General features: G+C 62.1%; 13 protein-coding genes and 2 pseudogenes. 8 read left to right on the top strand and 7 right to left on the bottom strand.

From position 1 onward, the window contains the following. Positions 1–134 precede the first annotated feature (134 nt). From AC2FAN_RS21735 to AC2FAN_RS21720, 4 genes and pseudogenes are all read right to left on the bottom strand, one after another. Positions 135–1,355, bottom strand: a complete 1,221-nt coding sequence (locus tag AC2FAN_RS21735) for an alpha/beta hydrolase family protein (protein WP_485176278.1) — start codon at positions 1,353–1,355, stop codon at positions 135–137. A 432-nt stretch (positions 1,356–1,787) separates the two neighbouring features. Continuing rightward, positions 1,788–2,492, bottom strand: a pseudogene (locus tag AC2FAN_RS21730) (IS6 family transposase). Positions 2,493–2,633: 141 nt separating this feature from the next. After that, positions 2,634–3,284, bottom strand: coding sequence for a response regulator (locus AC2FAN_RS21725; RefSeq protein WP_485176277.1), 651 nt, complete (start codon positions 3,282–3,284; stop codon positions 2,634–2,636). Next, on the bottom strand, positions 3,277–4,599 hold the full coding sequence (locus AC2FAN_RS21720; RefSeq protein WP_485176276.1) for a sensor histidine kinase: 1,323 nt from the start codon (positions 4,597–4,599) through the stop codon (positions 3,277–3,279). Before AC2FAN_RS21720 ends, AC2FAN_RS21725 begins: the two co-directional genes overlap by 8 nt. A 618-nt stretch (positions 4,600–5,217) precedes the next feature. Between AC2FAN_RS21720 and AC2FAN_RS21715 the strand changes: the two genes are divergently transcribed. The 5 genes from AC2FAN_RS21715 to AC2FAN_RS21695 all read left to right on the top strand — a co-directional run bounded on the left by AC2FAN_RS21715 (position 5,218) and on the right by AC2FAN_RS21695 (position 20,607). Beyond that, positions 5,218–14,052, top strand: coding sequence for a peroxidase family protein (locus tag AC2FAN_RS21715; protein WP_485176275.1), 8,835 nt, complete (start codon positions 5,218–5,220; stop codon positions 14,050–14,052). Positions 14,053–14,134: 82 nt separating this feature from the next. Further along, positions 14,135–15,946: a type I secretion system permease/ATPase gene (locus AC2FAN_RS21710; protein WP_485176274.1), complete on the top strand. Its 1,812-nt coding sequence runs from the start codon at positions 14,135–14,137 to the stop codon at positions 15,944–15,946. Continuing rightward, positions 15,943–18,705: a calcium-binding protein gene (locus AC2FAN_RS21705; protein ID WP_485176273.1), complete on the top strand. Its 2,763-nt coding sequence runs from the start codon at positions 15,943–15,945 to the stop codon at positions 18,703–18,705. The genes AC2FAN_RS21710 and AC2FAN_RS21705 overlap by 4 nt, the downstream gene beginning before the upstream one ends. Before the next feature lie 50 nt (positions 18,706–18,755). Further along, on the top strand, positions 18,756–20,105 hold the full coding sequence (locus AC2FAN_RS21700; protein ID WP_485176272.1) for an HlyD family type I secretion periplasmic adaptor subunit: 1,350 nt from the start codon (positions 18,756–18,758) through the stop codon (positions 20,103–20,105). A gap of 37 nt (positions 20,106–20,142) precedes the next feature. Further along, positions 20,143–20,607 carry a response regulator gene (locus AC2FAN_RS21695; RefSeq protein WP_485176271.1) on the top strand — a complete coding sequence of 155 codons (465 nt, stop codon included), beginning with the start codon at positions 20,143–20,145 and terminating at the stop codon, positions 20,605–20,607. On the opposite strand, the gene AC2FAN_RS21690 is transcribed toward AC2FAN_RS21695, so the two are convergent. After that, a complete protein-coding gene (locus AC2FAN_RS21690; protein ID WP_485176270.1) occupies positions 20,533–20,889 on the bottom strand; it encodes a hypothetical protein in 357 nt (118 codons plus the stop codon). The genes AC2FAN_RS21695 and AC2FAN_RS21690 overlap by 75 nt on opposite strands. 579 nt (positions 20,890–21,468) lie before the next feature. Between AC2FAN_RS21690 and AC2FAN_RS21685 the strand changes: the two genes are divergently transcribed. Then, on the top strand, positions 21,469–21,927 hold the full coding sequence (locus AC2FAN_RS21685) for an ATP dependent DNA ligase (protein ID WP_485176269.1): 459 nt from the start codon (positions 21,469–21,471) through the stop codon (positions 21,925–21,927). A gap of 741 nt (positions 21,928–22,668) precedes the next feature. Here the strand turns inward: AC2FAN_RS21685 and AC2FAN_RS21680 are convergent. Then, positions 22,669–22,917 carry a hypothetical protein gene (locus AC2FAN_RS21680; RefSeq protein ID WP_485176268.1) on the bottom strand — a complete coding sequence of 83 codons (249 nt, stop codon included), beginning with the start codon at positions 22,915–22,917 and terminating at the stop codon, positions 22,669–22,671. Between the two features lie 188 nt (positions 22,918–23,105). Between AC2FAN_RS21680 and AC2FAN_RS21675 the strand changes: the two genes are divergently transcribed. After that, complete coding sequence (locus AC2FAN_RS21675; RefSeq protein WP_485176267.1) at positions 23,106–24,140, top strand: AraC family transcriptional regulator; 1,035 nt, start codon at positions 23,106–23,108, stop codon at positions 24,138–24,140. A 466-nt stretch (positions 24,141–24,606) separates the two neighbouring features. On the opposite strand, the pseudogene AC2FAN_RS21670 reads toward AC2FAN_RS21675, so the two are convergent. Then, positions 24,607–24,762 (bottom strand): annotated as a pseudogene (locus AC2FAN_RS21670) (IS6 family transposase); the annotation flags it as partial. 417 nt (positions 24,763–25,179) lie between these two features. Here AC2FAN_RS21670 and AC2FAN_RS21665 point away from each other — a divergent pair. Further along, positions 25,180–25,587, top strand: coding sequence for a hypothetical protein (locus AC2FAN_RS21665; protein WP_485176266.1), 408 nt, complete (start codon positions 25,180–25,182; stop codon positions 25,585–25,587). The last annotated feature ends 87 nt before the right edge of the window (positions 25,588–25,674 follow it).

The following is a 25,674-nucleotide window of genomic DNA, read 5'->3' as shown; positions in this document are numbered from 1 at the left end:
CCCCTTTGCGCTGGCGCGGCCCGGCGGGTGTCCCGTGGCCCAGCGCTGGCTAGCGGCTGTACGGGTTCGCTGCCGGGCCCCGCCGGTGACGCCTCGCATTGTCTGTCGCGGTGACGATAGTCCGACGAGCCCATCTATTTAGAGAGAGCGTCGAACCACGCTTTCCATTGTGGCGCAGCGCTGGCGAAGGTGCCCCGATGTGTCGTCGGGCCCGTGGAGATGGCCTCGACCTTGTCGTTTCCACTGCCCACCGCGCGTTGGTAGTGCATCGGCAGCTTCGCAAGGCCGGTGCTGACGACCTCATCCGCCTCGCCATAGTAGTTGCGCAACGGCGTCTTGAAGACCCAGTGATATGCGTTCGTGCTTGCCACGAGGCGGCCATAGATCGAGTTGGCAAAGAACAGCGGATCAAAATACTCGGCCCGAACGAGCTTGTGCAGGTCCCCGGGGATTTCAGCCGGGTCAAGCGGCTCCCGTTCGTAGGCCTTGCGCGCAAGCTCATAGGCCTCGTCGGTAATCACCGAGCGAGCCAGTCCCGGCACGCCGTAGTAGTTCTCGAACGAGAACGCCGTCAGGATGAAGAGTATGCCGAGCCAAGGTGCGTCGATCTTTCGTGGGAACTGTAATGCGCCCCTCATCATGGCAACGCCATCTGCCGGAGCGCTTGCCGTGGCGGCCGCGACAACCGGTACTCCCAAACCCTCAAGCTTTTCGAGAAAGGCCATGGTCACGAAGCCACCCTCAGACCAACCGGTCAGAAACAGCTTGTTGGTCTCGATCTTCATCTGATTTAGCACGGCTCGGCTCGCGGCCAGCATATCGACGCAGGCCTGCTGCTGGCTGCCCTTCACCAGATATCCCTCGGGCTGCTTTGAGTTGCCCATGCCAAAGTAGTCCGTCCCAATGACGACGTATCCCTGACCGGCGAACTGGGCGATCATCAGTTGGGTTTCTTCTGACTGCTCGGGAACGGTAGGCACCTGATGTTTTAGGTACACAGTCCCGTGCTGGTACGAGATCACAGGAAAGGACGTACCCGAAATGTCGGGGATCGCCAGCAGGCCAGTGGCCACAATCGGTTTGTTGTCGCGTTCCGGGATCACGGAAGGATAGGTCACACGGTAAAGGCGCACAGCGTTGGTGGCCGGGCTGTAGGTGACCGGAATGCCAGCGAACGTCGGCGTATCGACCTTGAGGATGTGGTTTAGGCGGTCGACGTTCCACCGGTCGATGAGCTGATACTGCACCCCCGATGTCACAGGAACCAGTTGACTTTCCTGCGCCGTCGAAGCCATCGGGGCAGCAACCGATCCGCACAGTAATGCAACCGCAAGCAACCGAACGAGGGTCAACATTGTCTGCTCCCTTGGCCATGCCAGACTTAGTTTATCTCACAGGCTGAAGGCCTGCCATGGGTGTCTCGCGCCGGAGATGCAGATGGAATCCACGACGGCGGAGAACCGGGTGGGCGCCAGCACCCCGCCGTCGCTTCCGACGAAACCGCAATGCATTGCGGTCTCGGCGCCGTGAGAAAGCGCCCGTAGCGACCTCACTCCCTACACTTTGCACGGGACTGCCTCCGCTCAACAATTCAATTCTTGACGGGGCGGAACTCCGCTGAGGCTACCCCGTTGTGGCAGCGCAGCCGTTTCCTGTCCAAGCGCCGGCGGCCTTGGTTCTCGGCCATGATGACCATTGAAGGGAGCCGGCATCACCGCATCTGTCGGCTCGGCGTTGTCACGTTAACCGCCGGCGGGCGCAGAGGGCGGTTTGGCCAGTTGACGGGCTCAGGCCGTGACACCGGCCACGGCTTTCCAGTGTGCCATGGCATCCAGACGATGCAGGTGGGTGGCGAGAGCGGAGCGACTGCAGCGGGGCGGAACAAACAGATTGCGGCAGCGGAGAGGATCGCCACGAACCTCTGCAGGCCTCCCGAAGATCGAAAGCCCTGCATCGCCCACGCGCGTCGTCGCAAAGGCAGGTGCGAGTTCTCGGCCCGGTTGTTGAGGCCCTTGTGCGAGCGATGTTCGATCACCGGCATGATCTGGCGGCGAGCCGCGCCATAGGAACCGAGCTTGTCGGTGATCATGCGCCGGGGCGGACAGCCCTGCTTCTTGAGAAGGCGCCTGAGCAAGCGCCGCGCTGCCTTGGTGTCGCGCCGCGTCTGGACGATCTCGTCGAGGACATAGCCGTCCTGATCGACCGCCCGCCACAGCCAGTATTTCTGGCCTCTGATGGTGACGACCACCTGGTCGAGATGCCAGATATCGCGGCGGCTCGGCGCCTTGTGCCTGAGGCGGCGGGCATAATCCCGCCCGTACTTCAACGCCCAGCGCCGTATCACCTCATAGGAGACGGCGATGCCGCGCTCCAGCAGCATCTCCCTCCACGAGGCGAAGGCTCAGGGGAAAGCAAAAATAGAACCACACCGCATCGGCGATGATCGCGGGCGGAAAAAGATGACGCTTGTAGCTGACGCAGGACAGGCTCATGCCCGCCCATCTACACCCTCGCCGCCACTTCGCAGTTAACGTGACAACGCCCAGCAGATCGACTGAAGGTCGGCCGCGACCGGTTTTAGATGCCCGGACGTGGTCAAGTGGATTACCGGCTGCTATCGATCGCGAAATAAATCATTCCTCTAATAGATATTTATTTGCAGCTAGAGTTGCCTCTACTCTATTTTTGATACCAATCTTTGAAAATATATTTGAGACGTGGAATTTCACCGTGGGCACGGTGACGCCAGTAGCATCGGCGATGGCACGATTGCTGAAGCCTTGAGACAAGAGCCTCAACGTGCGGCGTTCTTTGATAGTGAGAGCCGTAATTTTCGTTGCGATAGCACCCTCGTCGAGCCGGGTTCGCATGGAGTTCAGGAGCCGCGCCGCTATGTTCGGTGGAACATAAGACGCGCCCTGAGCCACTGATCGAATGATTGCAATCAATTCTGACCCCGGCACCCCCTTTAAGGCATAGGCAGACGCGCCGGCGTCAAGTGCCTGCAATACCACATCTTCGTCTTCCGAGATTGTCAGCATCACAACGCGAATCTCAGGCCAGCTAGCATGAATGCTGCGGGCGGCCGCGATCCCGCCACCGGGCATAGAAACATCAACCAATGCGACGTCGGGCCTCGTCCTCTCCGCAAGCTCGATGGCCTCAGCTAGCGAGGCTCCTTCTCCCAAAATTTGGAGGTCTTGGCTGCCCGCCAGGGTCTGAATAACACCGGTTCGGAAGATGGCGTGGTCATCGATCACGATAACGGAAATCTTTTCAGCCAACGCGCAGTCCTCCGCTTAGATCTATCGCCATTTCGAGCGAGATCCCCCCAGTTGCCCGAGTTTTCATTGTCAACGTGCCGCCGAGGCTCTCAATTCGCTCTCGTAAGCCGTGCAAACCTAACCCCCCTTCTGAAAGCCCACGCTCGTCCGATGGACTGTTGTTGCCTTCGTCGGAGACCGCCACATGGAGACGTGTCTCCTCCATCCAGCTATCAACACGTTGTCCCGCACTGTTCCCGTGGCGGTACGCATTGTTAAGACCCTCCTGGACAAAGCGGAAGGCGCATATCTTAACAGCCTGAGATAATGGATCGATTTTTCCTGACATCGACAAGGCAACCACGGCCGAGGTTCGGGCCTCGTGAGCACTTACGACCCGCTCTAGAATGCTGTTGAATGACTGGTCTGCAATGTCGGGGAGCAACAGACCACGCGCGATACTTCTGAGATCCCGTAACGCTTCGCTGAGCGCAGAACGCAGTTGGTCGAACTGGATCTTACGCGCGGATGAGGTACGAGCCCTATGAGCAGCGTCGATCCTTAGTAGCGAAAAGCTCACCAGTTGCGCGGGACCGTCATGTAGATCTGCACCTATGTTGCGCATGAACTGCTCGTTGATCTCAGTCACCCGTGCTGAGGCACGCTGGGAGCGCTCCATGAGATTGCGGTTAAGTCGCGCCAGTTCTTCAATTTCCTCGATGTGTCTCTTCAGGTCTGAGCTCTGTGTTTCAATCATCCGGCTGCCGTGGCGGACGATGCCGAAAAGTCCCACCATAATCACGAGCGTGCTGATCGCCACAACCGCCCAGGCGCTCATGCGCAGCCGCATTAGGTCCTCGCGTAGAGGCGCGGTATTTTCGTGAATCTCGGCGACGCCAATGATTCTGCCGGAACCATCCTCGCGGATTGGATTGTAGATCTCAAGGTAACGTATGCCGATCCCGCGCACGGTATGCTCGCGAGCGTTAAGATCTGCGTATTCGGACGTGACTTCTCCTGCGAGCGCCGAGGATAAACCTACCGGCGCCTTAAAATACTGACCAATGATCATCGGACTGTTGGAGTACGCGATCGTTCCGTCCGGCGTCCAGATCTCGAGATAGGGGAAGCGGTGCCCGAAAGCTTCGTCGGCGTATAGCCGGTCAAGCTTGGCGATCGCGGCGTCGGAAAGCTTGTTCGATGTTCGCAATTCCTGGATGAGCGGGCTCACAAGGCTTTGCACGAGCAGCGCTGTCGCCGCGGCGCGGCTCTTGAGAGCCCCACGGGAGACGATATCCGACACGAGAACGCCTGCAATGGTCATGGCGGCCAACATCAGACAGCCGCCGGTTACTATAAAGCGCCTGGACAGCGTTCCCGGGCTCCACCGGGGGGAAGACCGGCCCAGGCCAACCTTTCCCTTGGCGTACATTGGAGCTTCGCAATCTGGCTCGGGCATTCTCTACTGCGAAAAGGAGTGAGGTGACGCTGCTGTTTCCAAGCCATGTCCAAGCACTTTAATCAAATTTCACCTAGCTAACAACACGCTTCGGTTATCGCCGCCGGAGGAGCAAGCCGTTTGTTCGCTACGATTTATAATGACGTTTCGACTGACACGGGAATCGCGGCTGTTCATTGGGGTGAACTCGTCTTTCATCCTGCGGCATCTTGTATATTTTCTCTTGAAACTAAACTTAAGGATAGTTCTAAGGCTAAACCAACGTATAGATAGGATACAGTCAGAATATTGGGCCGGCGCCTCAAATATTGAAGACCAAAGTCGCTTGCAACTTTGCGGTAATTTGGCAATGATGCTGTTTAACGAATTATTAATTTTCGGTTCGTCGAGCAGTTCAAGCAGAGAAGATTGGTCGCTTCACTAGCGAACCCATCGTCAGCGTTCGACGTGCCGTAGAGCAGACATAAACTGTGCGCGAACGTGGAGCAGGGAACCATGGTTAAGCTTGTCAAACACGATCTCGAATTCATCTTGAAGCAGATCGAAATCGCCGAGGCTCACGCCGCGGGCGGTGACCTCGCAGCTCTAGTGGCCGGCTATAACGGCAATGACGGCCTCACCCAGGCCCATCTCCTTCCCTACGGCCTGCGCACCGTCGATGGCAGCTACAATAACCTGCTGCCCGGCCGCGAGAACTGGGGCGCGTCGGACCAGAGCTTCCCGGGCCTGTTCGACCCGACCTACATGAACGACGGCGATGGCGATCGCTACGATTTCAATCCGTCGCCCGTCGCGGAGACTTGGTTCAGCAACAACAACTACGCCAACGCGGGCCCCGGTTCGGGCTCCGTGACGGGCCCCGGCAGCGGCACGGTGATCGACGCCGATCCCCGCATCATCTCGAACCTGATCGTCGACCAGACGCTCAACAACCCGGCCGCGATCGCCGCCGCACTGACGCATGCCGGCCTTTCCGGCCAGCCGCTGATGACCGCGCTCGTCGAGATCGCCAACGCCCATATTGTGCTCAAGGCCGTCCCAGCGCCCGGAGTGGGCGAGGAACCATCGGCTGCTTATGCATTGGCCAAGGCGGCGCTCGACGCAGCGCTCCTCGAACATGGCGTCGAGATGGACGGCAATACCGTCTATCTGCCCAACGTCTCGCCTGACGAGGGTCTGTCCTCGCCGTTCAACGGCTGGATGACCATCTTCGGCCAGTTCTTCGACCACGGCCTCGATCTCGTCGCCAAGGGTGGCAACGGCACCGTCTATGTCCCGCTGGCGCCAGATGATCCGCTCTACAGCACGGCTCCGGGCGCCCAGAACTACATTCCGCTGACCCGCGTCAGCGTGAATCCAGGCGCCGACGGTGTCCTAGGAACTGCCGACGATGGCGCCGGCCCGAAAAACCTCACCACACCCTGGGTCGACCAGAACCAGACCTATGCCTCGACCGCGTCGAAGCAGGTCTTCATGCGTGAATATGTTCCAGGGCCGGACGGCAAGCCGATCGCGAGCGGCCTGCTGCTGGAAGGCAGCAATGGCGGTCTCGCCACCTGGGCCGACATCAAGGCTCAGGCGCGCAACGTCCTGGGCATCGAACTGACAGACCTCAACGTCGGCAACATTCCGCTCATCGCGGCCGACGAGTACGGCAATTTCATTCCCGGCCAGAACGGATATCCGCAACTCGTCGTCGGCATGGGGCCGGACGGCCAGCTCGGCACCGCCGATGACATACTGCGCGAGGGGAATCTGGCCGCCCCCGTCAGCGCGCAGGGCGTCGTGCTGACCGGCCACGCCTTCCTCGACGACATCGCGCATGCGGCCGTTCCGATTGTCTCAATGGCCGGAGTGCTCCAGGCCGATACCGACTCGCTGCTGGGCTATGCCAATGCCGACGGCACGCCCGGCCCCCAAGGTATGCGCGGGCCGAGCGCCTATGACAACGAACTGCTCGATCGGCACTTCATCGCCGGCGACGGCCGCGCCAACGAGAACATCGCCCTGACGGCCGTCCACCAGGTCTTCCATTCCGAGCATAACCGCGTCGTCGAGATGACGAAGCAGATCGCGCTCGACTCCGGCGACCTTGCCTTCCTCAACGAGTGGCTGCTGGTCGACGTGACCGCGATCCCGACGACGGCGGGCGCCATCGCGGCGCTGGTCTGGGACGGCGAGCGCCTGTTCCAGGCCGGCCGCTTTACCAACGAGATGGAGTACCAGCACCTCGTCTTCGAGGAATTCGGCCGCATGATGCAGCCGGACATCGATGTGTTCGTGTTCGAGCCCTCGGCCGACATCAACCCGAGCATCGCCGCCGAATTCGCCCATGTGGTCTATCGCTTCGGCCACTCGATGCTGCGGCAGGACATCGCCGTCATCGAAATGGATGCCAACGGCAACCCTGTTCAGAACGACATCAGCCTGTTCGACGGCTTCCTCAACCCGGTCATGTATGACTCGCTCGGCTCGGCCGAGGAGGCGTCCGGCGCCATCATCCGGGGCATGAGCCGCCAGACCGGCAGCGAGATCGATGAGTTCGTCACCGACGTGCTGCGCAACCAGCTGCTCGGCATCCCGCTTGACCTGGCGACCATCAACATCGCCCGCGGCCGCGATGTCGGCACCCCGCCCCTCAATGCGGCCCGCGAGAAATTCTTCACGGAAACGGGCGACACGCTGCTCAAGCCTTATGAAAGCTGGGCCGATTTCGCGCTGAACATGAAGAACCCGGCGTCGATCATCAACTTCATCGCGGCCTATGGCACGCATGCGTCGGTGGCCAACAGCCAGGCCAATCCGAAGACGGTCGAGCAGTTGCGCGATGCCGCGACAAAGCTTGTTCTCGGCGACAATACGCTGACGGGCCAGGCGAAGATCGACTTCGACAACGACCGGCTCGATTTCCTCAACGCGACCGGCGCCTATGCGGGCGGCACGCTCGGCGGCCTGAACACCGTCGACTTCTGGATGGGCGGCCTCGCCGAGAAGAAGATGGCGTTTGGCGGCATGCTGGGCTCGACCTTCAGCTTCGTCTTCCAGATGACGATGGAAAACCTGCAGGACGCCGACCGGTTCTACTATCTCTCGCGGACCCAGGGCCTGAACCTGCTCAACGAGCTTGAGAACAACACCTTCGCCGAACTCGTGATGCGCAATACCGACCTCGGCGACGAGGAACAGACCGCGCTGCCCGGCAATCTCTTCTCAGCCTTCCAGATGCCGACGCTCGAGATGGACATCAGCAAGCAGCTCGGTGCCGATCCGGTTTCGGACGATCCGTTCCTGGGCGGCTTTTCCAAGCTCGTCCAGCGTGTCGACGCCAATAATGACGGCATCGCGGAATCCATCCGCGTCAACAGCAACGAGCACTTCACCATCGGCGGCACCGAGAACGACGACATCATCGTGTCCGGCGGCGGCGACGACGCGATCTGGGGGAGGGGCGGCAACGACCGCATCGAGGCCGGCTACGGCGTAGACAAGGTCTTCGGCGGCGAGGGCGACGACATCATCACCAATGCCGGCACCGACATCGGCGAGGCCGACTTCCTGCACGGCAACGAGGGCAACGACGTCATCCACGGCGGCTCGGGCCTGTCGCTGCTGTTCGGTAATGACGGCAACGACTTCATCATCACCGGCCCCGACGGCAAGGAAGCCTTTGGCGGCACCGGCGACGATTTCATTCTCGGCGGCACCGGCGGCGATTTCCTCCTCGGCAACGAGGGCGACGACTGGCTCGAAGGCGGTCAGCGCTTCGACACGCTGGCTGGCGAGAACTCGGAGCTCTTCTTCAACTCCTCGATCATCGGGCATGACGTGCTTAACGGCGGCAGCGGCGACGGCGACTACGACGCCGAATCCGGTGACGACATCATGTTCCAGAACAACGAGGGCATCCAGCGCAGCAATGGCATGGCTGGCTTCGACTGGGGCATACACAAGGGCGATGCCCATGCCGCCGTCTCCGATCTCGGCATCCCGCTCTTCGCGACCCAGGAAGCCTTCATCCTGCGCGACCGCTTCGACCTCGTCGAAGGTCTCTCGGGCTGGATCTACGGCGATACGCTGACGGGCCGAAGCGAGGCGGTAAACTCCCGCGCCGAGGCCACCGGAACCGCCGCGGTACCCGGGCCCGACTCTGCTTTGGACACCTACTCCAACGCACTGCTGGAGAAGAACGTCGATCTGATCACGGGGCTGCGCGCACTCGTCGCCCACATCACCCGTACGACACAGACCGGCATGAACGGCGTCAGCGAACAGGTGGTGATGGATACCGCCGACGCCTCCGACATCATCCTCGGCGGCGGCGGCAGCGACAGGATCAAGGGCCTTGCCGGTAACGATGTCATCGACGGCGACATGTGGCTGAACGTCCGCATTCTGGTGACGCCTGTCGCCGGCCAGACCTGGGCTGCTTTCAGCGTCGACAGCCTGACGGAACTGGCGCCGCGCATGCTCTCGGGCGAGATCAACCCCGGACAGCTCGCGATCGTCCGCGAAATCATCAACGGTCATGTCGCCGGCGACGTCGATACAGCGGTCTACACGGACGCCCGAGCCAACTACACCTTCGGCCTGAACTCGGACGACAGTCTGTTCGTCGAGCACACCGGTTTCGTCCAGCCCGCGGGCGACGACGATCTGCCGGAAACCGAAGAGGAAGCGCTGGCCAATCCGCGCTCGGACGGCAAGGATACCGTTCGCGGCATCGAGAAGCTCGATTTCACCGATTTCGACCTTAACGTCATCGAAGGCACCTCTGCCGGCGAGACGCTCAACGGCACGGCCGGCGACGATCTGATATCGGGCAAGGATGGCAACGACATCCTCAACGGTCTGGGCGGCAACGACATCCTGCTCGGGGGCGACGGCTCCGATATACTCAACGGCGGTGACGGCGACGACATTTTGATCGGCGGCCCGAATGGCCCGGCGACGTCAACCACACGCGCCGACAGTTTCGGATCCACGTCCTACGCAAACAACAACGGCATCGGCGCGAGCTTCACCGGCAATTGGATGGAGGGCGGCGGCGAGACCGACAACACTCCCAACAACGGCGACATTCGCATAACCGGTGGGCGCCTTGCTTTCCTCGGCGAGAACGGCGGAAGCATCGATGGCGGAGAGAGCATCCAGCGTTCGTTCAGCCTGGCCGGGGCCACCTCTGCCACATTGACGTTCGACTATCAGGCCGATGATCTCGATGGTGGCGAAAACCTCATTGTCGCGGCGTTCAACGGCAGCACCTGGGACAACCTGGGAACTCTCGGTGGAGATACCAGCTCAAGCTTCTCCGCTGCGCTGAGCCTCTCGCACACCGCGATACGGTTCACCGCCGCAGGCAGCTACGAAACGGGCGAAAACTTCTTCATCGACAACCTGGTGATCACGGCCACGACGGCCGAAACCCTCAACGGCGGCCTCGGCAACGACACCTACATCATCACTCTCGGCGACGGCAACGACATCATCAACGAAGGCGTGAGCGCAACCAGCGGCGGCACCGCTGACCGCATTGTCATCCGCTCGACGGCGATCGATCCGCTGACCCTTCTGCCGATTCTGACGGGGCTCAATGCGTTCGACAATGGCGGCGATAACAATGACGGAGATCTCGTGATCGGGATCGACGGCCAGCAGATCACGGTCGTCAATCATTTCGACGCCGACGGCGCGACACAGCGTCTTCAGCAGGGCGTTGAACTGATCAACTTCTCGGACGCGACCTTCGCCGGTTACGAGCTCGGCGAGGACGACTACATCATCAGCAAGCTCGATGACGATCGCCAGGATGGAGGCGCCAGTCTCGAAGTCTCGACCGACAATAATTTCATGGTCGGCGAGAACGGCGTGGGCGACGAGATGACCGGGGGTGCGGGCAACGACCTGATCTTCGGGGGTACCGGCGACAACAATCTCGTCGGCGGCGCCGGCGACGACCTTCTTGTCGGCGGCTCCGGCACTGGCGATGACGACATTCTCGACGGTGGCACGGGCGCCGACACCATGGTCGGCCTCGATGGCAACGACACCTATTTCGTCGATGACGACGCGGACGTCGTGGTCGAGGCGGCGGGCGCTGGCACCGACACGGTGCAGACGACCCTCGCTACCTATACGCTGGGCGCCAATGTCGAGAACCTCACTTACACCGGAGCGGGTGCCTTTATCGGCACAGGCAACGAACTTGCCAACCGTATCCAAGGCGGCGGCGGAGTGGATACGCTCACCGGCTTCGGCGGCGACGACACCTATGTCGTGACTGCAGGCGACATCATTGTCGAAGCGGCCGGTGGCGGTACGGATACGGTGCTTTCCTCAGCGACCTACACGCTTGGCGCTGAACTGGAAAACCTGACGCTCACCGGCAATGCCGCCATCAACGGCACCGGCAACAACGTCGCCAACACGATCACCGGCAACGATGCCAGTAACCAACTCTTCGGCGGTGCCGGCAACGACATCCTCATCGGGAACGACGGCAATGATCTGCTGGATGGCGGAACCGGCGATGACACGCTCACCGGCGGCGACGACAACGACACGATCATCGGGGGCGAAGGCAACGACACGATCGATGTCGGCAGCGGGTTCAACCGTCTTATCTATAACGCGGCCAACTTCGGAGCCGATATCGTCACAAGCTTCGACTCGGTCGGCGGCACGGCCGCCACCCAGGACCTCATCGATCTCAGCGCGCTCGGCATAACCGCTGGAAACTTTGCGAACCGGGTGACAATACAGGACGTCGAAGACGGCACAGTCGATGACACCCTGATCACGGTTTACGACGCTGCTGGAATTGCCGGCGGGGTCGCGCTGGGCACGATTCACCTCGAGGAACTCGAGGCAACTGGTGCCAACGGCGTCACCGCGGCGGACTTCATCTTTGCCGCGGCGCCGCCGCCGACATTCGGCAGCCCGACGAACGGTGGCAACATCATTACGGGTAACGGGAGTGCCAACACGATCAACGGCCTCGGCGGCAACGACACGCTGAGCGGCGCTGGCGGTGACGACGTCATCAACGGCGGCGAGGGGGCAGACACTCTCAACGGCGGTGACGGCAACGACACGCTGAGTGGCGGCCCCGGTATTGCCGCCCTGAACAACGCCGACAATTTCGACAGCGCAAATCTGGGCAATTCCACCGGCACGACGGCGTGGGGTCCCGACTGGGCCGAGAGCGGCGATAGCGGTGGCGTGACCACCGGGCAGATCCGCATCGATGCCGGCAACAACAACGTGTTGCAGTTCATCGGGGGGAACGGCGGCGACTTCAACGGGGCGCAAATCCAGCGCAGCGTAGACCTCGCCGGCGCGACGGCGGCCACCCTTAGCTATTCGATTGTAGAAACCGGCCTGGACGCGGCCGATGACACGATCATTGTGTCCTTCTCCCGCGACGGTGTGACCTTTGTCCAGGTCGACTTGATCAACGACACGACCAATACGGTCGCCAATCGAACGATCGACCTGAGCTCGTTCGGCACCGGCCCCTTCACGGCCAATGCCGCGATCCGCTTCGTGGCCTCGAGCCTCGAAACCGGCGACAGCGTCAACATCGACAATCTCACGATCAATGCCACGGGTAGCTTCGGCATTGACACGATCAATGGTGATGCGGGCGACGACACGGTCATTTGGAACGCCAGCACGGCGGCTCCGACGGATGGTCGTGACCTGGTCAATGGCGGCACGGAAGGCGCTGTCGGCGACACCTTCGTGATCAACGGCAATGCCTCGGCGGAGACCTACACGATTTACACCCGCGCGGCCTTCCTTGGTCTTGCCGGCAATGCGGCGGTGCCCCTGGCGGCAGCGACCGAGATCATCGTCACCCGTAACGGCACGAATGCGGGCTCGATCATCGCCGAGCTTTCGGAGATTGAGGAGATCCGGATCAACGGGGCCGATCCGTCGGGGACCGGCGGCACGATCGCCGGCGACACCTTCGCGATCATCGGCGACTTCTCGACCACGAGCCTTCGCCTGAACACGATCACGATCGATGGCGATCCCGGTGACGACACGGTCGACATCTCGGCGCTGAGTTCGGCGCATCGGATCGTGTTCCGGTCGAATGGCGGCAACGACACGATCGTGGGGACGTTGCGTCCGCAGGATGTGATCGAGCTGCCCGACGGGGCGGTGCCGGAGGATTATACCAGCACGACCGACGCCAACGGCGTGACGACGATGAGCAACGGCACGCACAGCATTTGCTTCACAGCGCCCGACGGCCCGCCGCAGGTTGGCGATGACGATCATGGTCACGGCAATGATGATGATGATGACGACGAGGATGACGACGACGATCATCACAGCGGCAACGGCGATGACGATGACGACGACTGTGACTGCGACGATGACGATGAGACGGGAACGCCTGCTCCGTCGCCTTCGGGCAGCGGCAGCACCAAGGTCGGCACGGTGGGTGGCGACACGCTGCTCGGCGCGGCCGGTGCGGACAACCTGATCGGGCTTGCCGGCGACGATGTCCTGATCGGCGATGGCGGTGACGATGCGATCTCGTCGGGGGAGGGCGCGGACTTTGTTGACGGCGGCGCCGGACGCGATGCAATCCAGGCCGGAGCGGGCGACGACAGCGTCTTCGCCGGAGCGGATGCCGACCTGATCCATGGCGAGGCTGGGGCCGACCGGATCTTCGGCCAGGGCGGCAATGACATCATCTTCGCCGGTGCGGGCAACGACACCGCGGTGGGCGGGGCTGGCAACGACCAGTTCGTCGGCGAGGTGGATGACGGCAACGACGTCTATTTCGGTGACGAGATCGATGGCGGCAGCGGCATCGACACGCTCGACCTCTCGGCCATCACCGCCAACCTGGCGGTGGATCTCGGCAACGGCGTGCTGGGGCGTGGCAGCGCCGTCAGCAGCCAGAGCGGCACCGATACGCTGTGGAGCATCGAGAACGTCGCGACGGGCTCCGGCAACGACACGATAACGGCGAGCCGCGCGGTGAACGTGATCGACGGCGGTGCCGGCAACGACACCTTCCGCTTCCTCGATGCTGCCAGCGCCGAGGGCGACACCATCCTCGATTTCGAGCCCGGCGACCGGCTCGATCTCTCGGGCATGGACGCCAATGTAGGAGAGACGGGCAACCAGAGCTTCACGCTCGTTAGCGGCCCGGATTTCAATGCCGCGGCACAGCTGATGGTCTCGTACGAACAGCGGGAAGGCGTCGCCTACACGATCGTGAGCGGCAATGTCGGTGGCACGCTCGAAGAGGATTTCCGCATCGAGCTGAAGGGCAGCCACAACCTGAACGGCGGCCACTTCACACTCTGAGCGCGGAGCATGAGGGGCGGACCTCCGGGGCCGCCCCTCGTCCCCTTCTTCCCACAATCGTCATCGATAAGGGTGTGCCGCCATGGCCTCCTCTGCCCTCCTCACCCAGGCCCGCAAGCGCGACGGCGCCGTGCTGACACAGGATTTCCGCAAGGTCGCAACGTTTCTGTTCCTGATCTCCGGTCTGATCAACCTTCTTGCCCTGACCGGCTCGTTCTACATGATGCAGGTCTATGATCGGGCGCTGACCAGCGGCAGCGTGCAGACGCTGGTTGCCCTCTCGGTGCTGGCCATCGGTCTGTACCTGTTCCAGGGCGGCTTCGACATCATCCGCTCGCAGGTCCTTGTGCGGGTCGGCGCCAGGCTCGACAAGGACATCGCGCCGCTGGCCCATCGTGTCGCGATCGACATGCCGCGCTTCGGCTTCTCCAGCACCGAGGCTCTCGAACGGGGCCGCGACGTCGACACGGTGCGCGGCTTTCTCGGCAGCCAGGGGCCAGCCGCGCTGTTCGACCTGCCGTGGATCCCGCTCTATCTCGCCTTCGTCTATTTCCTGCATCCTTGGCTCGGGGCGCTGACCATGGCCGGCGCCGTCGTCCTGACCTTGCTGACCCTTGTGAGCGAGGTTCTAGCGCGCGGCTTGAGCAGCAGCTCGCGCCAGGCGGCGATCACCCGCAACGCCATCGCCGAGACCCATGCCCGCAACGCCGAGGTGGTACGCGCGATGGGCTTCTCCGGCCGTGCGGTTGCGCGCTTCGACCAGTCCAACCGCGAGCACCTGGCGCTGCAAACCCGCTCCAGCGACCTCGGCGGCACATTTGGTGCGATCTCGCGCGTGCTGCGCATGATCCTGCAATCGGCGATCCTGGGGCTTGGCGCGTTCCTAACGATCAAGGGAGAGCTCTCGGCCGGCGCCATCATCGCCGCCTCGGTCGCTTCCGCGCGGGCGCTGGCGCCGGTCGATCAGGCGATCGGCAACTGGAAGTCCTTCGTCGCCGCGCGCCTTGCCTTCGGGCGCCTGCGCGAGACGGTGGTTGCGCTGAGCAAGGCCGTCGAGCCGATGGAGCTGCCGGCACCGTGCCAGTATCTCAAGATCGATCGCATCACCGTCGCGGCGCCAGGCTCTGGCCAGGTTCTTCTGAGCGAGGTTAGCTTCGACGTGGCCGCCGGCAAGGCGGTCGGCATCATCGGCCCGAGCGGCGGCGGCAAGACCACACTGGTGCGGGCAATTACCGGCATCTGGCCCTGCCTGCGTGGCTCGCTCCGGCTCGACGGCGCCCATCTCGACCAATGGCCCGAGGGTGCGATCGGGCGCCATTTCGGCTACCTGCCGCAGGAGGTCAGCCTGCTCGATGCTTCTATCGGCGAGAACATCTCGCGGCTTGCGGTCAATCCAGACCCTGCCGCGATCGTCGCTGCGGCGACGGCTGCCGGCATCCACGAGATGATCGTCAAGCTGCCTGACGGCTACCAGACGCAGCTCGGCCCGCAAGGCACCGCGCTCTCGGCCGGCCAGCGCCAGCGCATCGGGCTTGCACGGGCCCTCTACGGCAATCCCTTCCTCGTGGTCATGGACGAGCCGAACTCCAATCTCGACAGCGAGGGCGAGGCCGCCCTCACCAAAGCGATCGAGGGCGTCAAGGCGCGGGGCGGCATCGCCATCATCGTGGCGCACCGGCCGAGCGCGCTCGTCGCCGTCGATCTCATTGGCGTGATCCAGGCCGGCAAGCTTGCCGGCTTCGGTCCCAAGGAGACGATCCTCAACCCCGTCCACAAGCAGCCTGTCGCTGGTGGCCAGCCTGTTCCTGGAGCGGACGACCCGGCCGAACCGCGCCTGCCCGCAGCGGAAGGGCTCGAGCTCGGCGCCGGCTTGCTCAGGAGGGCGACGGCATGATCGAGGTCAAGGCCCTTAGGCCCACTCAGCCCAGCAGCGCTTCCGCGGAGGAGACCTACCGGAAGACCCAAGACGAGCCCGCCGCGTCGCGTTGGCCTGCGGCTCTGACCGTGATCGTCCTGGCGGTCGCCGCCTATCTACGCTCGCTAGTCGGGGCAGAGGCCAATCCGCAGGACGAGCCGCAGCCGCAGGACGAGCCCGACGCAACCCGGCCACAGCTCGCCGAGGACAACGCGGAGAATGACGTCGATGAGACCGGTGCGCTGCCGGACAAGAAGGCCGAGCCCGACCCGGACGGTGTTCTCGGCTCTGGCGCGGCGAGCGGTCCGATCCCGGGATTGGCGGATTTCCTGGGCATCGATTCCCCACCGATCGACTACGAGCAGCTTCCCCTGCCGGCCTTCGTGCGGGCCGCCTTTGAGTTCGGGCTGGGCCGCGTCAGCAACGACAATAGCTTCGCGCTGGCTGCGCAGGTCGGCGGCTCGTCAGTGGGCCCAGGGCGATCGGAAGTGGGCCTAGCGGGATCGGAGAGTCTGAGCCGATCGGATGTCAGCGGCTTCCAGCTGACCTCGCCGATCGTCGTGGCGCCGTTCAAGCCGGTCGTCATCGTGCCCCCGCCACGCGAGGAAGAGCCCGGTGAGCCGGTGGAGCCGGAAGATCCGCGCCTGCGCAACCGGGCGCCGCGCTTGGCTAGCGCGGTTCAGCTCGGCGAGATCGGCCCGTGCCAGACCCTGATGCTGACGCTCGCGGGGTTACTGGTCGGGGCAACCGACGCGGATGGCGATACGCTGGGGATCCGCAACCTGCAGGTCTCCTCGGGCACGATCACGCTCGCCGAGGGCGGCTGGCAGTACAAGTCGCTGGCCGGCTATTTCGGGCCGGTCACCGTGAGCTATACCGTGACCGACGGCATCGCGGCCGTCGCCCAGACGGCGAGCTTCAACGTCGTCGAGGTTCTCGTCCTCGTCGGAACCGCCGGCGACGACGTGCTCACCGGCACGGACTGCAAGGATCTGATCCGGGGCGGCGACGGCAACGACATCATCGATGCGCGCGCTGGCTCCGATACCGTCCATGGCGGCACAGGCCACGACATCATCTTCGCCGGTGCCGGTGACGACATCGTCTATGGCGGCGCCGGCAACGATGTCATTCATGGGGGCGCGGGCAATGACCGGCTCTACGGCGAGGATGGCGACGACCGCCTGTTCGGCGAGGCCGGGGACGATCTGCTGGACGGCGGCAACGGCAATGACGAGCTCTCCGGAGGCGACGGCAACGACACACTCCATGGTGGGATCGGCAACGACGTGATCTCGGGCGGAGCGGGCGACGACACCGCCTTTGGCGGTGACGGCAGTGATCTGATCGATGGAGGCGATGGCAACGACGCCTTGTACGGCGGTGCCAGCAACGACACGATCTTCGGCGGCGCTGGCGATGACCTGATCTCGGGTGGCGACGGCGACGACATCATCGATGCCGGCGACGGCAACAACGAGGTCGACGGCGGTACAGGCAACAACATCATCACGACCGGCTTCGGCCACAACCGCATCATTGCGGCGGATGGCGACAACATCGTACTCGGCGGCGCCGGCACCGAGCTTGTCCAGCTCGGCTTCGGACGCAATGTCGCGCGCCTCGGCGGCGGCAACGACATCGTCGCTGCCGGCGCCGGCAATGACCGACTCTACGGCGAGGATGGCGACGACACGCTGGCCGGCGAGCAGGGCGACGATCTGCTTGATGGCGGCGCAGGCGACGATACCCTCCTTGGCGGTGCGGGCGACGACACGCTCCTCGGCCGCGACGGCGACGATATCATCGCGGCTGGCGATGGCGACGATACAGTCGATGGCGGCGAAGGTGACGATGTCGTCGATGCTGGCATTGGCGATGATGAGGTCGAGGGTGGCGATGGGGACGATGTCATCCATGCCGGCGATGGAGACGACCATGTCGAGGGCGGACAGGGCAACGATGTCGTCGAGGCCGGCGACGGCGACGACAAGGTCGAGGGCCAGGACGGCGACGATGTCCTTGATGGCGGGGCGGGCGCCGACTGCCTGATCGGGGCCGATGGCGACGACACGCTGCTGGGTCGCAGCGGCGTGGATGTGCTCAAAGGCGGCGCCGGCGACGATACGCTCGATGGTGGAGAAGGTTCCGACACCGTCATGGCCGGAGCCGGCGACGACGTCGTCATCGCTTCCCTCGATGCCGCCAATGACTGCGTCGACGGCGGCAGCGGGCACGACACACTCGATCTGTCCGACACGACATGCGGTGTCACGGTCGATCTCACCGAAGACAAGGCGGTCGGCATCGAGATCGGTGAGGACACCGTACTCGATTTCGAGGCGCTCATCGGCGGCGACGGCAACGATCGCTTCATCATCGGAAACACCAGCATGGCGCTCACCGGCGGCCAAGGCGATGACCGCTTCGAGTTCCACGTCCCCGAAGAGGCCCAGAACGACCTGATTCACCAGATCCTCGACCTTCACGAAGGCGACCGCATCGTCATCAAGCAATACGAGATTCATTCCGACGGGGCGGCTGGCGGCACCGAGATCGATCCCTTCAGCCAGACCTACACCGAGTCTGGCGAGGCCGGGCGACCGTTTCGCTTCCGCATCGAAAAGATCAACGATGAAGAGCGGACATATGTCGATGTCTTCACCACGCAGCAGGACGACAAGGATCTGTCGATCGAGATCTATGGCAGCCACAAATTGTATTATTATTCCTATTGAGCCGGTCGGGTCTTTGTCTGCTGTAGCGTTTTCCGAAGAGGGTTCGTGACATGAATGCCCAGAACTTCAATGCCAGGATCCTCGCCGATGCGGCCAAGCGCGCCGAGGCGGCCGAACGGTGCGCGCGCTTCGGCGTCGGCACGCATATCGTCGCCGGTTCGGCGCTCGCGCTGCTGCTCGTCGTCGGCTGCGGCGGCTGGGCGGCCTCTGCCCATCTCAACGGCGCTGTCGTCGGCCAGGGCATCGTCAAGGTCGACCAGAACCTCAAGGAGGTGCAGCATCGCGACGGCGGCATCATCCAGTCCATCGCGGTGCGGCAGGGCGACGCCGTCAGCGAGGGCCAGATCCTGTTCCGGCTGGACGACGTCCAGACCCGGTCCGAACTGTCGATCATCCGTTCACAGCTCGCCGAGCATCTCGCCCGCGGCGCCCGCCTGATCGCCGAGCGCGACGGCTTGGGCACAATTGCCTTCCCGCCGGCTCTCGCGCGCTTTTCGGAGGAGACCGCCGATATCGTCGAGGGCGAAACGCGCCTCTTCGAGGGCAACCGCACCAACCGCGAGAGCCGCAAGGAGCAGCTCGAGATCGGCATCGTTCAGTCGGGCGAGGAGGTCAAGGGACTGGCAGCGCGGCACGTCGCAAAGTCTGAGGAACTGCGGCTCGTCGAACTCGAGCGCGGCAAATATCTCGGCCTGTTCCAGAAGGGCTATATCGACGGCGTCAAGGTCTTCAACATCAACCGCGAATGGGCCCGCCTGCTCGGCGAACGCGGCGAGATTGATGCCGCGCTCGCGCGCGCAAAGCTGCGCATTAGCGAGACCCGCCTGCAGATCATCTCGATCGACGACACCGCCCGCACCGAGGCTCAGCGCGAACTGCGCCAGGTGGAGGCCAAGCTGTCGGAGCTGCAGGACCGCCGCATCGCGAATGAGGACCGGCTCTCGCGCACCGATATCCGCGCGCCCAGCGCCGGCACCGTCAACGAGATGACCATTTTTACTGTCGGCGGCGTCATCACCCCCGCTGCGCGCCTCGCCACCATCGTCCCCCAGGGCGCCAAGCTCACCATCGAGGTGAAGATTTCGCCGGCCGACATCGACCAGGTCAAGGCCGGCCAGCCCGCGCGGCTGCGCTTCTCCGCCTTTAACCGCAACACCACGCCCGAAATCCCCGGCAAGGTCATCCACGTCTCGCCGGCCACTACCAAGGACCCAGCCACCGGCGCAAGCTTCTACACCAGCGAAATCCAGATCGAAGGCGATCTCGCCATCCTCGGAGACCGCAAGCTCATGCCCGGAATGCCCGTCGAGGTCATGATCACGACCGAACAAAGAACCGCGCTCTCATTCCTCACAAAACCATTCACCGACCACGCGAGCAAGGTGTTCTTAGAGCGCTAGACATATTGCGCTTGGATCGAAACCGAGGGTGGTAAAGATGAAAAATTATTCGGTAGGACTTGTCGATCATCACCCCATTCATGCTTTGGGCGTACAGGAATTCTTGACTGGCAAAGATCGCTTTGACGTTGTCGCAGTCGGACATTCGACCAATGACATTTCGGTGATATGTGCTCGTTACCGCCCCGATTTTCTATTAACTGAAATTGATATGGGGGGTAACCCGTTTCAAGAAATACTTGATGTTGCGATGTCATTTCCATCCACAAAAATAATCGTCCTTACCGATGACGCGCAATATGAATCGATCGTCCGAGCCTTGGCCGGCAGGGTGCGCGGTTACGTGTTGAAAAGTAGAGCTAATGTAGATCTAATTAGGTCAATTGATTTAGCTAACTCTAACAACATTTACCTGTCGCCAGAAATTTCACAAGCCGTGATGGAGATAATCATTGGTAAGCATAAAGGAACAAGAATTAGATCGAAATTGCCGCATGATTGAGGCAGCCGACATTCGCGAGAAACGGCTGATCTCTAATGTCGCAGCGGTGTTTGCAGCGGCTGCGCCCGTCGCTGTGTTCACTGCCTCGCTGACGCCACGCTCCGTACTCGCTTCAGCGAGCATGCTGTCAAGTTTCGCGAGGGTATATGGCGAGAGCTTGAGCATGATATCGATGTCGGAATCCGTTATCAGGCCGATAATGATGTCACTCCTGCCGTCAGTAGAGGCGGCAATCAGCGCAATGCGGGTCACAAGGACGTCAATCACCTGCTTTTCAGTCATGGGCAGGCCTCAAGGTGGTGTGACCTTGGATAGGCGCTCATTCTGAGAGGGCCGTACGGATATCGTGCTCCAGCGCAGTGATGAGGTACTTGTCAAAATGAATTGTGGCGTCACCGCGCGGGTCGCTGCTCACTTCAATCCTCGTCGGCTTGACGACTGGGACTTCAACCGTAGGGTTGTCAGGCATGGCTCACACGGGCGATTGTTGGAATCTTTGTTCAGTTGTCGCAACGGGTTAGCATTTTCCCGGATGGAAGGGCGAAGTAGCATTTGTCCTCGTAATGCACGGGTGTCCCGTCATCGAGGGTGTAGGAAATTGTCGAGAGCCCCGGCTTGTTCTGCCAAACAATGACCGTGTAGGGGTTTCCTTCCTCATCCTGGCAGTCCTCTCGATACAGCTGCCTTTTGCTCGTCGACGAACGGCGGACGGAAACGTCTGGGGCTTGCAACGCGACCATTAGAGCACCTCACCACAACGTGCTGATGAGCGCTCAACGGACGGCCTTCGAGCGGGGTTCCGTTAGGGAACGAATCATTCCGCCACTCGTTTGCGACTCGGTTGGTTGGGCGGGTGATTCAATGTGCGAGCATCAGGTTCTAAGGGCCGATCTGGGCGGTGATACGATCAAGAGACCGTTCACCCGGCGGCGGCGCGGCGGCGACGGGCTCAAGAGCACGCGCCTCCAGGCCGAGCGTTTCGTGATTATCGGCTATGAGCCCTCGACAGCAGCGCTGGGCGGGATCGGCCGGCTGCTGCTTGCGGCCTGCCAGCGGAATCACTTGGTCTATGTAGGCAGCGTCGGCATCGGTTTCTGCCACGCCCGCGCGACAGCGCTTCGCACGCAGATGGACGAGCTCATCATCCCGAAGCCCGCGCTCTGCATGAAGGGGCGCCGACAGGCCTATCGCTGGATCACGCCCGCGCTGGTAGCAGAGGTGGAGTTTCAGGCCTGGACCGATGACGGAAAGCTGCAACAAGCGTCGTACAAGGGCCTGCGCGAGGATGCCGATGCTGCTGAGGTCTTCGCGATGCGCTGAAGCGGCGCGCGTAGCATGTTCCGGCGTATTCTGGGAGAGGTACCAGCCCGTCCGCTGTTCGGAGCGTGCCTTCGCCCAAACCGTCCTATCGCGCCTCGTCGATTTCGCATCTGCCGATCACATGCCGCGCGCCGTTGGGGCCGCGCACACGGAAATGCTCCTCGCCGTTACAGCTCGGCAAAAGCTGGACGATCTCGAAAGGGCCAAGGCAGAGCGCACCGGCAAAATTGCGCTGGAGATCGACAAAACCACCCAGTTAGTACTCCGCCCCCATTACGATTTTTTCCGCTCTGGCCTCAGACTTAGGTCAGGCACTCCGGCCCGGCGGCGCTTAAGCGAGCGGCCACGCCCTTCAGCATAGTGAGCGAATCCCATAGACCTTCACGACGTCCGCAATTGCAGCCATTTCGCGCTCTTTGTCGCTGTCCTACGTGCAACCATTCAGCGCAGCGCTGAGGTCGTCTTCGTTGCGGATAGGTTGCGTTCGGCACCGACGGCCAAAAACCTGCTGCGGTCATCGAAGTCTGGAAATGAATTCGATTTTCGGGGTTCAATTGATCGAAGGTGCGCTGGCCGCTTGCGAACATGTCTTGGGCGTGCGCTGAAGCCGCCAAACAGACAGAGAAGCGAGGTTGATCAGGATGCGCATGCGTTGCTCACAAGCACTAGCGTGCTCGGATATACAGTAGATGTCGAGCTGGGTGGACCTACGACGCCATATTCGACGTGCTACCGTTGATGTTAAGGCTCCTTTGTCGCGAAGCGTTTAGCGTCCGCTTCCAAAGAAGCCATGATTTCCCGGTATTCTGTAATCATCGTGCTGCTTATTGGTGCGTCCGACCTGATGCAATGTTCAAGCACAACGTTCGTCAATTCGTACGCCTCGCAGATATCGAGAAAAACTTCGCTTGCGGCCAGATCAAAATGGGCCCGCCAATCAGGAAACCGCATTTTCAGACGTGCGCGACCGCGCTCTTGGATCGGGGTCATGGTGTCGATTTCGGTATATGAGGGCGTTCCATTTGCTCCTCACCCTCGTCGATCATGGGCTTGGCGCGGTGATCCCCAGCTGTCCCTAAGGACATCTGAGATCCCCGCTAAATAGATTGGCGATGCGATCGCCGCTTGTTATTCTCGGCCAAGTTGTTGCTCGTCCCCGACATGAGCAATGGAGTTCGATGGCTTCGCCTCGCGACCTGAATGCGTTACCGACGACCCGAGCGGGCATCACGCGCCTCGCCGTCGCGCGCCTTGCCAGCGCCGGCGTGGCGGCTGCGCCGCTCCTGAAAGCCGTTGGCTTGAGCGAAGAGATGCTCGCCGATCATGATCAAAGAGTGCCTGCCAGGCGTCAGGTCGCCCTGTTGGAGCGGGCCGCGACGGCGTTGGGGGACGACCGGCTCGGCTTCAACCTTTCGCAGGAATTCGACCCGCGCGCTCTCGGCCTGCTGTTCTACGTGATGGCGTCGTCGCAGACGCTCGGCGAGGCACTGCAACGCATTGCCCGGTACAGTTCGATCACCAATGAAGCGCTGGTCTTCCGCGTTGCCGATGGAGGCGAGCTCTCCGTCAAGCTGAACTATGCCGGGCTCCCCCGCCATTCCGACAAGCACCAGGCCGAGTTCTGTATTTTTGGAGCAATCCGGCTCTGCCGCCTCCTGACGGGATCGAACCTCGTCCCGCAACGCGTCTCCTTCGCGCACCACCGATCGGGCGATACCGGTGCGATGTCACGGTTTGCCGGAACGCAAGTGGAGTTCGGCGCAGATATCGATGCTTTTGTTCTGCGGGCTGACACGCGTGAACGCGCACTCGTGAATGCCGATCCCTACCTTAATGAGCTCATGCTGACTGATTGCGAGGCAGCATTGTCGTCCCGGGCGAGCAATGCGAGCCCGCTTCGGGGCAGTGTCGAGAATGCGATCGCTCCGATGCTGCCGCACGGCAAAGTTCGCGCCGAAGTAATCGCCCGCCAGCTTGGCATGAGTGAACGGACGCTTGCGCGAAGGCTCGCCGAGGAGGGCCTGAGCTTCTCGCAAATCCTTCAGCAGTTACGGCGTGACCTGGCAGTGCGCTATCTCAACGATGGCGGTCACCATGTCTCCAAGATCGCCTGGCTATTGGGGTTCCATGAGGTCAGCGCGTTCTCGCACGCCTTCAAACAATGGACCGGGGTGGCGCCAAGCCAGATGCAGCATTTTGCGGGCCCTCAATAAAATCCCTTCAGTAGACATATCGCACGCAACTAAAGCCAAGCATTAGTTCGCCCAGCGAGAAGAGGACCCACATCGGTCGTCTCGCGAGCCCCCAGCAAATACAACCCCGACCGCAGTGGACCTGAATGAGCCGCCCAAGCGGTGCCGGCCAACAAACCTTTGGCTGAGATAACAAGCCTCGGGCGCCGCGCCACTCCACTTCTGATAGGTCTGATCCGAGATCGCGCCTAACCCGCCACCCGGGGCAATGAAGGCGACCTCCGATCGGAGCATCCCCGACTGCGACTGGCTTGCCGTCTCGGACGGAATTGTCACGGGAACCTCGACGAGCCGGAGTTCGTCCTGTGCAACGCGGTGCTTAAGCGGCACCTGTCGCGTTTTGCCATTGCTGCGACGCCGCGTCTCGGAAGAGACGCAGCGTCGCTCGGGAGATCGAGGTGAAGATATTGTGGACGGCGGCATGGACCCATCGCCGGATCGTCTCGTACGAGATGTCGAGGCCGCGCTCAGCCAGCAACTCCTCGACATCGCGGTAGCTCAAGGTGAACCGCAGGTAGAGCCACACGGCGTGCCTGATAATCTCAGGCGGGAACTGGTGACGGGCGTAGGAAATCGGCTGCATGCCCCCTACCCTAACCGGCCCGGCTCAAATCGCCCATTCCCGTGACAATGCCCTCCGAGCGCCGGCCCGGACAACAGTCTCTCTCTGTCGGGAAAATTGCCTTCAATGCCGGATCAAGACAAGTATCTGGGTGAAGGGCAAGCGCATGTGGGAGGCAAAGATGGGTCGGGGCGGCGAATGGCCATGGTGAAGTTCGCCGCACGGTACCGATGCCCCGAAGCTAGCGGTGTCAGGGCCGACCAACCAAGCCGGCTCTCGCCTCGAACCCTTCAAGTTGGGGAAACCCGCTTCCACCTCTTTGGGTCTTCGTGACCGGCTTGATGACGTAGAGTCAACAACTGCGCCCGAACCTGAAGACGTTCGAGGGACCCCAGTAGTCACGACGACCCGCTAACCACGAAATCCTTGGGGTAGAAGATGAGAAAGCCCGATATTGCCGCCCCTACACCGACATTGCTCTTGCGGCGGGCCGTATCTTGGTGGCTTACACAGGTGAAGCACGCGCTTCCGCCGACGATATTCTTCCTCTTCGGCTTCAATCTGATCCTATGGACCAAACGTCTAATCCTGCAGGAGCACGGCGTCGAGTTCAGTGGCTTCTTCACCGCGATATTTGCGGCGTTGCTGGTCGGAAAAGCCGTTTTGGTAACCGACAACCTGCCGTTTATGCGCCGTTTCGACGGTGCGCCCATGATCCAGCCCATCTTGTTCAAGAGCGCGATATACTGGGTGTGCGTACTGATCGTGCGACTGGCCGAAGAGGTCGTCCATTTCGTCGCTGCAGGGGGCGCAATCACCGCTTTCGGTGACTGGCCTGCCCCCTGAAAAGCGGCCCTCCCTGAAGTAGGCTTTTTGAGCCTTTGGAGGATGCCCGCGATGCCGCAGAAGAAGCACAAGCCTGAAGAGATCGTA

The organism is Allobosea sp. RIT-PG3_2 (assembly GCF_057321085.1).
Note: the sequence above shows the minus strand (reverse complement) of the source record. Positions and strands in the feature narration are given on the sequence as shown.

Bases quoted from the DNA above. Each gene is read 5' to 3' on its own strand.
- AC2FAN_RS21665 (WP_485176266.1), top strand. From the start codon at position 25,180: ATGAGAAAGCCCGATATTGCCGCCCCTACACCGACATTGCTCTTGCGG.
- AC2FAN_RS21720 (WP_485176276.1), bottom strand. From the start codon at position 4,599: ATGTTGGCCGCCATGACCATTGCAGGCGTTCTCGTGTCGGATATCGTC.
- AC2FAN_RS21735 (WP_485176278.1), bottom strand. From the start codon at position 1,355: ATGTTGACCCTCGTTCGGTTGCTTGCGGTTGCATTACTGTGCGGATCG.
- AC2FAN_RS21675 (WP_485176267.1), top strand. From the start codon at position 23,106: ATGGCTTCGCCTCGCGACCTGAATGCGTTACCGACGACCCGAGCGGGC.
- AC2FAN_RS21690 (WP_485176270.1), bottom strand. From the start codon at position 20,889: ATGACTGAAAAGCAGGTGATTGACGTCCTTGTGACCCGCATTGCGCTG.
- AC2FAN_RS21705 (WP_485176273.1), top strand. From the start codon at position 15,943: ATGATCGAGGTCAAGGCCCTTAGGCCCACTCAGCCCAGCAGCGCTTCC.
- AC2FAN_RS21710 (WP_485176274.1), top strand. From the start codon at position 14,135: ATGGCCTCCTCTGCCCTCCTCACCCAGGCCCGCAAGCGCGACGGCGCC.
- AC2FAN_RS21680 (WP_485176268.1), bottom strand. From the start codon at position 22,917: ATGACCCCGATCCAAGAGCGCGGTCGCGCACGTCTGAAAATGCGGTTT.
- AC2FAN_RS21685 (WP_485176269.1), top strand. From the start codon at position 21,469: ATGTGCGAGCATCAGGTTCTAAGGGCCGATCTGGGCGGTGATACGATC.
- AC2FAN_RS21695 (WP_485176271.1), top strand. From the start codon at position 20,143: ATGAAAAATTATTCGGTAGGACTTGTCGATCATCACCCCATTCATGCT.
- AC2FAN_RS21715 (WP_485176275.1), top strand. From the start codon at position 5,218: ATGGTTAAGCTTGTCAAACACGATCTCGAATTCATCTTGAAGCAGATC.
- AC2FAN_RS21700 (WP_485176272.1), top strand. From the start codon at position 18,756: ATGAATGCCCAGAACTTCAATGCCAGGATCCTCGCCGATGCGGCCAAG.